Genomic DNA, 12,489 nt, shown 5'->3' on the forward strand with positions numbered 1-12,489 from the left:
CTCGACCGTAGTGACCGCTACGCTCTTCGCTCCCGAGCACGCGCTGAGGGGAAAATTCCTGCGCCAGGATCACACCCCCTGGTGAGAAATGCGGGCTAACCGGCCTGGACGAAAGCGCCCGGGCCCTCTGGAAGGGTCAATGCCGGTATACCTCTATCGCGGAAGATCCCGGACCGGAACCGAAGTACGCGGCCGGCGCCGGGCAGCTTCCAGGCAGGCGTTGGCCAATGTGCTGCGAAGAGAGCAGGTCAGGCCGGTGATGATCAAGGAAGAGGTCGACCGCCGCTTCTTTTCCCGAAGCCGGGGCCGTGTCAAACCCAAGGAGCTCGCAGTCTTCACCCGGCAATTCTCGGTCATGATCGACGCCGGATTGCCTCTGGTGCAGTGCCTGGATTCCTTGGGACAGCAGCAGGAAAACAGTGCCTTCCAAAGCGTGTTGCAGGCGGTGAGGGAGGACGTAGAGAGTGGGACTTCCCTGGCGTCGGCACTGGAACAACACCCCAGGGTCTTCGATCCCCTCTACAGCAGCATGGTGGCCGCAGGAGAGGCCGGAGGCATCCTGGACACCATTCTCCGGAGGCTGTCCACCTACATTGAGAAGGCGGTCAAGTTGAAGCGCGCGGTGGTGTCAGCCATGGTCTATCCGGCCGTGGTTCTGGCGGTCGCCATGGCAATCGTGCTTCTGGTCTTGTGGAAGGTGGTTCCGATGTTCACCACTCTCTTCGTCAGCCTCCAGGCCGAGCTTCCCTTGCCGACCCGGGTGGTTATAGCCATCAGCCAACTGGTCGGCCACACCATTCCTTTCCTCATGCTCGGCGCCATCGGGCTTGCTTACACCTTCCGGCGTTACTACGCGACCCCGGGCGGCCGCCATGCCATGGACCGGGCCCTGCTGAGGATTCCCGTCCTGGGAGGCGTGATGCGCAAGATCGCCATCTCCAGGTTCTCCCGAACTCTGGCCACGCTCCTTTCCGGCGGAGTGCCGATCCTGGAATCTCTGGCCATCACTGCCGGAACGGCAGGCAACGCGGTGGTGGAGGAAGCCGTCCTCAAGACTCGCGGCGCCGTCCAGGAGGGGAAGGCCATGGCCGAGACTCTTCGGTATTCCCGGATATTCCCTCCCATCGTCACTCAGATGGTGAGTGTAGGGGAGCAGACGGGCGCCCTGGACGCCATGTTGACCAAGCTGGCCGAGTTCTATGAAGACGAGGTCGACGCCGCCGTATCCGATCTGTTGACCGCCTTGGAGCCTCTGCTGATCCTGCTGTTGGGACTGCTGGTCGGCGGGATTGTCATCTCCATGTACCTGCCGCTATTCTCGCTGATCTCCAAGCTGTCGGTACTGTAGGGTGTCGAGAAATCCGGTTTTTCGTTGACACGGGAACCCGCGTCATATATTCACCCGAAGACCCTTGCTGGGAGGCTGCAGATTCCTATGTTCTTCACATTACTGATCATCACTTTCCTGATTGCCTTGGCGGTATCCTATGGCGTGGTGCGACTTTTTGACCGGCCCATCGCTTCAATACTCGATCGGATCGTAGCCGAGGACCTGGGCGGGGCGTGGCACCGCTACATCAAGTTCGCGGCCTACGTTGTCGGTATCTCGTCAGGCGTTCGCATCCACCAGTTGGAACGCTACATCTCGGCATCCCGGAAGGACGAAGAGATTCTGGTCCTGACGTCGGAGCGGTGGACGCTGGAGGTCTATCGAACCATCATCGAGACGCTCCAGGGCATTGCCTGGATGCTCCTGGTGGTCTTTGTGGTGGCGCTGGTGGCGTACGTATTTGCGAAGGGTTTCGAGTTGAAGCAGTCTCGATCAAAATCTTGACAGTTTGGGTGGTTTCCGTATACTTTCGCATCCGTTGTAATGTTTTTAGGGATTTGAGTTGTAAGCATGTCGAAAATGAGGTTGCTCCCCTTGGCGGTCCGATTGTCTGTAGGCTCCCCTTTTTTTCGAGGCTTCTTCAAGTTGTAAAAACATCTACGACACCTCCCACACGATGCGAAAGGAGTCTCGAAGTCCATGAGTAGAGAGACCGGAAAAGTCAAATGGTTCAACAATTCCAAGGGTTACGGCTTTATTGAGCGCAGTCAGGGCGGTGACGTCTTCGTCCATCACACTGCGATTCAGTCCGAGGGCTACCGCACCCTGGAAGAAGGACAGTCGGTGGAATTCACGGTTGTGCAGGGACCCAAGGGTCTGCAGGCACAGGAAGTGGTCAAGTCCGACGAAGAAGAGACGGCCATATAGACTGGTTTCCGTCACAACGTTCGTTTCCCGGCCCTGAAGCTGATTCAGCTTCAGGGCGTTTTATTTTGGGCGGACCTTGCGGGCAACCCATGTCCCTCTCACCCAAGCAGGGGATCCAGCCGCGCTTCACCTCGCCTCCCTCGACGCCGTTGCCGCGGCTATTCCTTGATTTCCCAATTTTTCGCATCTAGCCCGCATTTCTCACCAGGTCGCTGGTAGCATGACGAAAGGGAGTCTATCTTTCAGTACTTTGATTGGCTCCATGTAAAGGGCTTGCGGGTACCAGACGGCGCTGGGCATGCCCTGGCTTGTCCTTTCCCCTTCAGCGCGCACAGGCTCCCTCGACCGTAGTGACCGCTACGCTCTTCGGTCGCGAGCACGCGCTGAAGGGGAAATTCCTGCGCTATGATCATGCCGCCTGGTGAGAAAATGCAGGCTAGGAGCCGCGACCTTGCCGAGTTCTTGGTGTTGACACCGAATCTTTCCGAGATCGGCGACCTGAACCGCCTGCAGGTGGAGATTCCCGGTTGCCGCCTGTGCCCTCGGCTGAATGCCTGGCGAGAGCAGACCGCCCGGGAGAAGGTGGCCAGATTCCGGCAATGGGATTATTGGGGTCGGCCGGTGCCCAGCTTCGGGCAGGAGGACGCCCGCCTGTTGGTGGTCGGACTGGCTCCGGCCGCTCACGGAGCCAACCGAACCGGACGCATGTTTACCGGGGACCGAAGCGGAGAGTGGCTCTATGGCGCCCTCCATCGACACGGCTTCTCCAGCCATCCGGAATCCACCCACCGCCAGGATCGGCTGAGACTGATCGACTGCTACATCACCGCCGTCATCCACTGCGCCCCTCCGGCCAACAAGCCCAGCCCGGAGGAGATTCGCAGTTGTCGTCCCTACCTGCAATTCGAATGGGAGCGTCTGACGAGGGTTCGGGTGGTGCTGGCGCTGGGCCGAATCGCCTTCGATAACGCCTGGGACCTTTACCGAGGAAACAGCCGCACCAGGCGTCCCCGCTTCAAGCACGGCCTCGAGGTCGCCCTGAGCGGCGACCGCCTGCTGCTGGCCTCCTATCACCCCAGCCAGCAGAACACCTTTACGGGAAAGCTCACTCAGCCCATGTTCGATTCCGTCTTCCGTAGAATTCGGCAGGTGATCGACGTCCGCTGAGGTGGCCAAGTGATAGAATGGCGGAGTTTCTCCTGCGACCTCCAATCTGAAGCTGTCCCTCCCACGGAGATGGAGCCTTGAAGAAAAATTCGCTCGACGACCAAAAACTGCCGCGGCGGTCTCTGCTCAAGGGCACTGCCGGGATGATCGGGTTGGGTGCGGCCCAGGCGACCGGGTCGGGAGGAGCGCCCTCAGCGGCCGCTGCCTCTCCCCCGGAACCCCGGCGAACACGAGCCCGGGAGCTCATGCGCATCACCAGGTTGGAGACCTTTCTGGTGAGGCCCCGCTGGCTGTTCCTGAAGATCCATACCAACGCGGGAATCGCGGGCTGGGGAGAGCCGATCCTGGAGGGCCGGGCCCGGACCTGCGCCACCGCCGTCCAGGAGTTGGAATCCTACCTGATCGGCAAGGATCCGCGGGCGGTGGCCCACCACTGGCAGGCGATCTACCGTCACGCCTTTTACCGTGGAGGACCGATTCTCACCAGCGCACTCAGCGGCGTCGATCAGGCGCTTTGGGACATCAAGGGCCAGGCGCTGCAGGTCCCCGTCTACGAGTTGCTGGGAGGTCCGACCCGACAGCGGATTCGAGTGTATGCCCATGCCGGTACCCCGGAGGCAGTGAAGGACAAGATGCGGCAGGGGTTTACGGCCTTCAAGACGGGACCGGCCAAGAAGCGCCCCGCCCGCCCGGTGGAAACACCGCAATTCGTGGATTACGCGGCCGAGAAATTCGCCGAGCTGCGCCAGGCCGCCGGACCGGAAGGGGACATCGGCATCGACTTTCACGGAGCCATTTCCCCCCAGACGGCCAAACTGCTCATCAAGGCGCTGGAACCCTACCAGCCCATGTTCATCGAGGAACCGGTCAATTGCCAGAACGTGGAAGTCATGGCCGACATCGCCAGGGGCACCCACCTGCCGATCGCCACCGGCGAGCGCATTTTCACCAAGTGGGGCTTCAGAGAAATTCTGGAAAAGGGAGCGGCCTCGATCCTGCAGCCCGACCTGTGCCACGCCGGAGGAATTACCGAAGTCCGGCTGATTGCGGGAATGGCGGAGGCCCACTATGCCACGCTGGCCCCCCACAACCCCCTGGGACCCATTTCGCTGGCCGCCGGACTGCAGATGGCGGCCTCGATCCCCAATTTTCTTTGCCAGGAACAGGTAAGCCTGGGAGAGGGCTACCTCAAGAAACCCTTTCAGGTCAAGGAAGGCTACATTGATCTGCCGACGGGACCGGGGTTGGGGATCGAAATCGACGAGGAGGCCCTGGCCTCAAAGATCGGCCACGACTGGCACAATCCGGAAACCTACGACGCCGACGACGGATCTGTAGTGGATTGGTAGTGAGACCCTCGGCAGTTCCGGATCACTGCTCCCTTAACGGGATGTGGGAGAAACCGGGCCGCCCGGTTGCCGCTGTCGCACACGGTACCCGCGTCTTTGCCGGGACCTGACCCCGCCTATCTCACGAACAGCATGTCCCGATAGTTGGGCAGCGGCCAGAGATCGTCCGGAATCACCTTCTCCATCCGGTCTGCCACTACGCGCACCGCGTTCATCGCGGGAATCACGTTGTTGCGCATGTGGACCACCTTCGACGACACCTCGTCGCCCCCGAGTTCCTCGTTCTGAGCGTCGAGCTCGTCCAGCGCCGCCGTCAGTTCGTCGATGAGTCCCGAAACGCGCTCGATGTTGCTGTCGAGGCCACTCGTTCCAACCTCCGCCGCCCGAGATCCTCCCCGAGCCGAAACCAACTGGTTCAGGTAGTTGACCGCCGCCGGCAGGATCGTGCAGCGTGCCATGTGGGCGGCCGTCTCGCCCTCGATGTTGATCTTGATGAAATACTGCTCGGTCAGCACCTCCAGCCGAGCCTCGAGCTCGCGGGGAGTCATGACTCCGTACTTGTCGAAGAGACGCTGATTCTTGGGCGAAGCGAGCGCGGGAAGCGCCTGCACTGTATTCCCCGTATTGAGCAGTCCCCGCCGCTCGGCCTCCTCCACCCACTCGGGAGCGTAGTTGTCGCCGTTGAAAATGATCCGCTTGAACGAGGGGACCTCGTTGGAGAGCAGCTTCCACAGCGCGGTCTCGACGGATGCCCCGGCCTCGACCACCGCTTCAAGCACGTCGGTCCAGAGGTCGATAGACTCGGCCACGATGGTGTTGAGCACCGTTGCCGGCAGCGAAATGCTCGCCGACGAACCCACCGCGCGGAACTCGAACTTGTTTCCGGTGAAGGCGAAGGGCGATGTGCGGTTGCGGTCGCCGAAGTGGCGCGGCAGGTCGGGCAGCACCGAGACACCCAGAGCAAGGAGGTCTTTCCGTTCCGTCTCCTCCGCCGAGCCCGACTCCTCGATCTGCTGGAAGATGTCCTGCAACTGGTCGCCCAGAAAGACCGAAATGATCGAGGGCGGGGCTTCGTTTGCGCCCAGACGGTGGTCGTTCCCCGCGCTCGAAACGCACGCCAGCAGCAGATCCTGGTGCTTCTCCACCGCGCTCATGACCGCGGTGCAGAAGAAGAGGAACATCAGGTTGTCGTGGGGAGTGTCCCCCGGGTCCATCAGGTTTCGGTCCGCGGTCCCGAAGGACCAGTTGAGGTGCTTGCCGCTCCCGTTGATCCCCTGGAAGGGCTTCTCGTGCAGCAGGCACACCAGTCCATAGTCGCGCGCGTTCCGCTCCAGGATCCGCATCATCAACTGTTGATGGTCGGAGGCCACGTTGGCGTTCTCGTAGACCGGCGCCACCTCGTACTGCCCCGGCGCCACCTCGTTGTGGCGCGTCTTCATCGGGACACCCAGCCGGTAAAGGTCCATCTCGACCGACTGGATGTAGGCCATCACCCGATCGTGGATTGAACCGAAGTAGTGGTCGTCCAGCTCCTGTCCCTTCGGCGGCTTGGCTCCGAAGAGGCTGCGGCCGCAAGTCATCAGGTCCGGGCGGCGGTAATAGAACTCGCGGTCCACCAGGAAGAACTCCTGCTCGGGACCCAGGCTGGCCGTGACCCGTCCGGCCTCCACACCGAAGATCTTGAGCGCGCGGCGCGTGACCCGGTCAAGCGCGTCCATCGACCGCAGCAGGGGAATCTTGGCATCGAGACTTTCGCCCGCCCAACTGGAGAAGGCAGTGGGAATGCAGAGGTAAGTGGCCGACTCGCCGCCCAGAATGAAGGCCGGCGAGGTCGGATCCCAAGCCGTATAGCCGCGAGCCTCGAAGGTGGCGCGGAGCCCCCCGGAGGGGAACGAAGACGCGTCGGGCTCGCCCTGAACAAGCTCGTCGCCCCCGAATTCAGTGATGGCGCGCCCATCGCGATCGACCTTCAAAAAGGAGTCGTGCTTCTCGGCGGTGCTCCCCGTGAGCGGCTGGAACCAGTGTGAATAGTGGGTGGCGCCCCGCGAGAGGGCCCAGTCCTTCATCGCTGCGGCGATCGTGTCGGCACTCTTTGTGTCGAGCGCTTCCGCGTGCTCAATGGTCCTGAATAGCTGCTTGAAGACGTTGTCGGGCAGCCGCGCGCGCATCTCCTTCACCCCAAAGGTGTCTTCCCCGAAGATTCGAGGGAGGAGATCGCGGTCACCCGACCGGGATTCCGATCTGCCGCTCCAGGTATTCACTGCGCTGACGGAGTCGAAGCGTTTCTGTGTCATCGCGGGGTATCCTCTTCTCTAAAGGTTGGGGCTATCCGCAAGCGGCGGCGACACTCCGAACCGGGAACCCATTGGGCCGCAGCCACTCGATGCACACCCACACCGGTGATGCGAAGGGCCGGCTGCATTCTAGAGGTTTCTCAGGGGGAGAGCAAAAGATCTCCAATCGACCGAATAACCCTGTCCCTGGTCTTTGAACCGCAACTCGAAGGAATTCTACCGCATCACGCGTCATATTTTCGACTTTTGTGAGCTATCAGTGATCTTTGGGAGAATATCCAGCACACAATAGTCCCTCTACAATTCGGTTCCCCCAGATTCACTTCAAACCGAGCTCGAACCCTCGTCTTTTTCCGTCCGGCGGAGCCTGGCGATCTTCTCCCGCCAGGTTTGCAGTCGCTGTCGGATGACCTCCTCGAATCCCTCCCCCGAGGGCCGGAAGTACCTTCGACCCTTCAGCGATTCCGGAAGGCAACTCATGGCGGTCAACCGATCGGCGAAATCGTGGGCGTACTGGTAGCCTTTGCCGTAACCCAGAGTCTTCATGAGCTGGGTGGGGGCATTGCGCAGGTGCACGGGGACCGGCTCGGCAAGGGTGTGCTTCACGTCCGCGACGGCCGCGGCATAGGCCTTGTCCAGGGCATTGGACTTGGGAGCAGTGGCCAGGTAGACCGCTGCCTGGGCCAGGGCCAGGGTCCCCTCGGGGAGTCCGATGAAGTGGAAGGCTTCCTTGGCCTGCACGGCCACCGTCAGGGCGTGAGGGTCGGCCATGCCCACGTCCTCGGAGGCGAAGCGGACCATTCGCCTGGCGATGTAGAGGGGGTCCTCGCCGGCCTCCAACATGCGTGCCAGCCAGTAGATTGCAGCGTCCGGATCGCTGTTGCGAAGCGATTTGTGCAGCGCCGAAATGAGATTGTAGTGTTCCTCGCCAGCCTTGTCGTAGAGAAGCACCCGCCGCTGCATCGCGTCTCTGACCAGTTGCTCGCTGATGCTTCTCTGGCCGGCCTCCTCGGCTGGAGCCATCTGAACGGCAATCTCCAGGGTGTTGTAGGCCACCCGGGCGTCTCCATTGGCTAATTGGGCGATAATGGCCAGGTGGGTATCCTCAATCTCGATCGGGTCGGCCCCCATTCCATGCTCCCGGTCGCTCAGAGACCGCCGAAGCAGTTGGACCACCTCCTCGGATGACAGCGGTTCCAGTTGGTAAACCTTGCAACGGGAAAGCAGGGCGGGATTCACCTCGAAGGAAGGATTCTCGGTGGTGGCGCCGATCAGGACAATGGCGCCGGTTTCGACAAAAGGCAGGAAAGCATCCTGCTGGGCCTTGTTGAAACGGTGAATCTCGTCGATGAACAGCAGGGTCCGGCGCCCGGAACGCCGGTTCCGTTCCGCCTCCTGCATCACCGAGCGGATCTCCTTGATTCCCGAAAGGACCGCACTGAAGGGGACGAAGTCCATCCGGGTACCCTGGGCGATGATGCGGGCCAAGGTGGTCTTGCCGGTACCCGGAGGACCCCAGAGGATGAGGGACCCGATACGGTCCTTTTCCAGGAGCAGGCGCACCGGCTTGCCGGGACCGACCAGGTGCTGCTGGCCCACGAAATCTTCCAGCCGGGTGGGCCGCATCCGGTCCGCCAGCGGCGCCCCCTCCCCTGCCGGGACCTGCCGGGGCGAGGCGAATTCTGGAAAGAGATTCATGGTGCTCATGCTACAACGCCTGACTCCGACCTGTCGATTGGGTGAAGCCTCCACGACAATCTCTTTGCCTGGCGGCTTCGCACAAGACGATGGCGGCTGCAGCCGCCACATTGAGCGAGTCGACCCCTTTGGCAGTGGGCACGCGGATCTCGGCATCGAAGGCGCCCAAACCCGGGGGGATTCCCCCACCCTCGCTCCCTACCACCAGGGCCAGACCGCCTCGGTAGTCGGCCTGCCGGAAATCGGTAGTCCCGTCCGGCACGGCCGCCATCAGACGGATCCGGCTCCGGCGCAGTCGTGGGGCCAGCGATGCAGGGGCCAACGGGCCGGCAATGGGAATTCGGAAGAGGGATCCGGCGGAAGCTCGAACGGCCTTCGGGTTGAGCGGACTGACGGTGCCGGTGGTGAGCAATAGCGCGCTGGCCCCGAAGGCCTCCGCCGAGCGGATCAGAGTTCCCAGGTTGCCCGGGTCCTGCACCTGGTTGGCCACCAGCAGCAGCGGCTCGCCGGTCAACAGGGAATCCAAGCATGCGGCGGGGATGCGCACGACGGCCAGGATTCCCTGGCTGGTCACGGTATCGGAAAGGGAGTGAAACAGCTTGTCCGAGACACCGAAGAGCTCGGCCCCTGCCCGTTCGGACCAGTCTTCGTCCCTGAAGGGAGCCAGCTTGCTGGAGGCCACCAGGATCTCCTCGACCTCGAGACCGCTGTCGCAGGCCTCGCGCACCAGCTTGGGCCCTTCCACCACGGCCAGAGCCTCACCATCCAGGGGAGAGCGACGCATCAGCGCCCTCAACCGCTGGATCCTTCGATTCGAGGACGAGGTGATGGTTTCAGAACTCATCGGTGGTCCTCGCCGGGGAAACCGGTAAAGCCCAAGGCGTCGTCGCGAGGCGCCTGAGGGGCAGGTGGAGAACGTATTCCGAGGGCACCGGTGATGGAGGATTCAGGCCTCTCAAACGTGGGCTCTTCCCGGCTGTTCCACACCCTCTGCGCCCGCGTTGACCCACCAGGGTGTTTATGTTAGTTTCAGCCTGATGCTAACGCAAAGAATCAAACTTCACGGAGCAGGCGCGGACCAGACCGCGCTCGAGACCGCCTCGGCTGCTATTCTCGACGGCAACCTGATCGCCCTCCCGACCGAGACATTCTATGCGCTGTCCGCGGACGTCTATAACCTGCGAGCCGTAGAGCGAATCTTTCAAATCAAGGGAAGGCCGGACTGGAAAGCCCTGCTGGTGCTGATCGATTCGGTGGATCAAGCCGAAGGGATCAGCGACAGCATTCCACCGGTATTCTACGAAATCGCGGCGCGCTATTGGCCCGGCCCACTTACCCTCATCCTTCCGGCAGCCAAAAGGGTTCCCCTGAAGGTGACCGGGGGAACGGGAACGGTGGGCATGCGGATTCCAAACCAACCCTTCACCCGGAGCGTCATTGACAGGGTTCGCCTTCCCATCGTCGGCACCAGCGCCAACCTGTCCGGACATCCCTCCTGTTCCACGGCAGAGGACGTGTTGAGCCAGCTTGGGGGCAAGATCGAGCTGGTGGTGGACGCCGGCGACTCTCCGGGAACGGCCGCTTCGACCGTTCTGGACCTGACCTCGAAACCGGCCCGAGTGGTTCGAGAAGGAGCTATCCCCAACGAAGTTCTGGCGGAATACCTCTCCCATTAGAGTCATGAAAGCCCGACGGAAGCGGTTTGCGTTCAAAGTCCTTGCCGGTTATCTTCCCTCCGCCATCCTGGTCTATGCTCTGGCGATCTTCGCGCTGGTCCGGACCGAGGCCAACCGGGACGACGCCCGGCCTGCCGGCCGCATTATCGTCTTCGGCGCCGCCCAGTACAACGGCCGGCCCTCGCCCGTCTTCAGGGCGCGGCTGGATCACGGCGTGGAGCTCTTCAAGAGAAAGCTCTCAAACCGGATCATCACTACGGGCGGATACGGTATGGACCCTCGCTTTACCGAGGCCGAGGTCGGCAAGGCCTATCTCATCCAGCATGGAGTCCCCGAGGACAGCATTGAGATGGAAGCCAGAGGGCTGACCACGCTGGCCAGCATTCAGCACATCGTGGAAGTCTTGCGTCGTCAGGGAATCCGGCAGGTCGTAGTGGTCAGCGACGGGTTCCACCTCTTCCGGATCAAGCAGATCTTCCAGGACCGCCAGGTCGTCGTCTTCGGATCCCCCGTGCCCAACAGTCCCATCGAGTCGAACTGGAAGCGCCGCCTGCAGGCTTCGCTGCGGGAGGTGGTGGGATACACCGTCTACGCGGCCCGAGAAAAACTCCACCTCCCCATTCCCGCCGGGGCCTGATCTGGGACATCCCTGTTTCCTCCCTTATGAACCGCCCAGTGGTAGGGGACGGTAGCGCGGCCAGGTGAAGAGTGAATAGTGGCGAGTGAAGAGTGAAGAGCTATTTGATCGACACGCAAAGCATCCAGTCGGCCTCGGCGCAATCCTTCAAATTAGTCCCGTCCCTGCCGTGCAGATCATTCGAGGAAGAAACTGCCGATGGTTTTTGAAGACAAACCACGAATGGACACGAATACCGATGGAGCTCCTTTGGTGGGACGCGTCAGGGGATGAAGTCCTCCCATCACTCTTGCTCCTCAAGGCGGCGCGCGCCGGCTTGCCAGGCCGCAGCCCTGCCGATGCGGCAGAGCCGTCACGCTTGGTGGTCCTTCGTGGATCGCTCTTTTTTCGTTTGTTTCAGGTAGGCTCAGTCACGTCATCAGGGGCTTGGCTGTTCCCAAACCCTCGGCTAACAACTTCCCACTCTCCACTCTTCACTCTTTACTCTCCACTGAACCGCCGTCGGTCGGAGGATCCGCCGGCACCATCCGCACACTGGTTCCAAAACGCCGGTAATCGGAGAACTCTCCGGTCATCCTCATGTTGAGTCCCTTGAGCAGAAAAATCCGGCCGTTCATGATCATCTCGAACCGCCGCGGAAACCAGACATCGTCCCGTACTTTCTCCTGTCGCACCCACAGCGTCGATCCCTTGTACAACCTGGCCACCAGACCTCCAGCGATCTTCACGGGCTTGACGAATTCCAACTCGACCTGATTCAACTGCAGGTCCTGCCTGTCGATCCAGACCCGCCCCTTGAGCTTGTCCAGAATCCACAAGTCCTTCTCGGCGGGACGGTATTTCTCGTGGGGCAGCAGATCCACCACGACCACGGGTCGACCATTCAGCACTTCCTCACCCCGGTAGTGAAAATGAAAGGCCCGAACCGCATCCTCCCAGAATAGGGCCTCCTTGCGGCGCCGCTCGGCATGCTTGCGCTCCAGTTTGGCGCGGCCCGCAGGGGAAAGGTTTCTTTGGCGGCGCAGCCGAGCCTCGGCCTTTCTCTCTTGTTTTCGGGCTTCTTTCTCCGAAAGAGGTTCGCCGTTCCTCCGGATCAGCTTTCGGTAGACACCGTCGTCCAGTGGGATCACCTCGTAAGTGGAAGAGGTTCTTTTCTTTTCGCGGCCCTTGCGGTCGAGTATGATTCTGTGATTTTGCAGCCGGTAGAAATAGCCCATCTCCCGAAATCTGTTCTTGCGCTCGTTCTCGGCCACCTGGGCGACCAATCGGCGCAGGTCGTTCTCCCGGTTCAAGTCAACCGCTGCAAGCAGGATCGGGTTGGCCAGCAGAACCGCCAGAACGGTTTTGAACACGTTGCCCTCCAAAGAGTCGTCAAACCCAATTATGCCACGGGTGGCGCACCCCGGTTGAA

General features: G+C 61.5%; 11 protein-coding genes. 7 read left to right on the forward strand and 4 right to left on the reverse strand.

The annotated features are described in order from the left end of the window. Positions 1-139: 139 nt before the first annotated feature. The 5 genes from OXI69_08210 to dgoD all read left to right on the forward strand — a co-directional run bounded on the left by OXI69_08210 (position 140) and on the right by dgoD (position 4,773). Entirely contained in the window at positions 140-1,348 is a 1,209-nt protein-coding gene (locus OXI69_08210; protein MDE2666119.1) for a type II secretion system F family protein, read from the forward strand. A gap of 87 nt (positions 1,349-1,435) precedes the next feature. After that, positions 1,436-1,834: a hypothetical protein gene (locus tag OXI69_08215; protein ID MDE2666120.1), complete on the forward strand. Its 399-nt coding sequence runs from the start codon at positions 1,436-1,438 to the stop codon at positions 1,832-1,834. Positions 1,835-2,029: 195 nt separating this feature from the next. Next, positions 2,030-2,257: a cold-shock protein gene (locus OXI69_08220; GenBank protein ID MDE2666121.1), complete on the forward strand. Its 228-nt coding sequence runs from the start codon at positions 2,030-2,032 to the stop codon at positions 2,255-2,257. 498 nt (positions 2,258-2,755) lie between these two features. Next, positions 2,756-3,424, forward strand: coding sequence for a uracil-DNA glycosylase (locus tag OXI69_08225; protein MDE2666122.1), 669 nt, complete (start codon positions 2,756-2,758; stop codon positions 3,422-3,424). Between the two features lie 77 nt (positions 3,425-3,501). Beyond that, the gene (gene dgoD, locus OXI69_08230) at positions 3,502-4,773 is read left to right on the forward strand and encodes a galactonate dehydratase (GenBank protein ID MDE2666123.1); all 1,272 of its coding nucleotides are present in this window, start codon (positions 3,502-3,504) and stop codon (positions 4,771-4,773) included. 116 nt (positions 4,774-4,889) lie between these two features. Here dgoD and OXI69_08235 read toward each other — a convergent pair whose 3' ends face one another. The 3 genes from OXI69_08235 to OXI69_08245 all read right to left on the reverse strand — a co-directional run bounded on the left by OXI69_08235 (position 4,890) and on the right by OXI69_08245 (position 9,609). Next, a complete protein-coding gene (locus OXI69_08235; GenBank protein ID MDE2666124.1) occupies positions 4,890-7,067 on the reverse strand; it encodes a glutamine synthetase III in 2,178 nt (725 codons plus the stop codon). 324 nt (positions 7,068-7,391) lie between these two features. Continuing rightward, complete coding sequence (locus OXI69_08240) at positions 7,392-8,774, reverse strand: replication-associated recombination protein A (GenBank protein ID MDE2666125.1); 1,383 nt, start codon at positions 8,772-8,774, stop codon at positions 7,392-7,394. 1 nt (position 8,775) lies between these two features. Next, entirely contained in the window at positions 8,776-9,609 is an 834-nt protein-coding gene (locus OXI69_08245) for an RNA methyltransferase (GenBank protein ID MDE2666126.1), read from the reverse strand. A gap of 193 nt (positions 9,610-9,802) precedes the next feature. On the opposite strand from OXI69_08245, the gene OXI69_08250 reads away from it, so the two are divergent. Together OXI69_08250 and OXI69_08255 are read left to right on the forward strand one after the other, a co-directional pair. Continuing rightward, positions 9,803-10,441 carry an L-threonylcarbamoyladenylate synthase gene (locus tag OXI69_08250; protein ID MDE2666127.1) on the forward strand — a complete coding sequence of 213 codons (639 nt, stop codon included), beginning with the start codon at positions 9,803-9,805 and terminating at the stop codon, positions 10,439-10,441. 4 nt (positions 10,442-10,445) lie between these two features. Beyond that, positions 10,446-11,078: a YdcF family protein gene (locus OXI69_08255; GenBank protein ID MDE2666128.1), complete on the forward strand. Its 633-nt coding sequence runs from the start codon at positions 10,446-10,448 to the stop codon at positions 11,076-11,078. Between the two features lie 473 nt (positions 11,079-11,551). Here OXI69_08255 and OXI69_08260 read toward each other — a convergent pair whose 3' ends face one another. Beyond that, positions 11,552-12,430, reverse strand: coding sequence for a hypothetical protein (locus OXI69_08260; protein ID MDE2666129.1), 879 nt, complete (start codon positions 12,428-12,430; stop codon positions 11,552-11,554). Positions 12,431-12,489 lie beyond the last annotated feature (59 nt).

It is taken from the genome of Acidobacteriota bacterium (assembly GCA_028875575.1).
GTDB lineage: Bacteria > Acidobacteriota > Terriglobia > Versatilivoradales > Versatilivoraceae > Versatilivorator.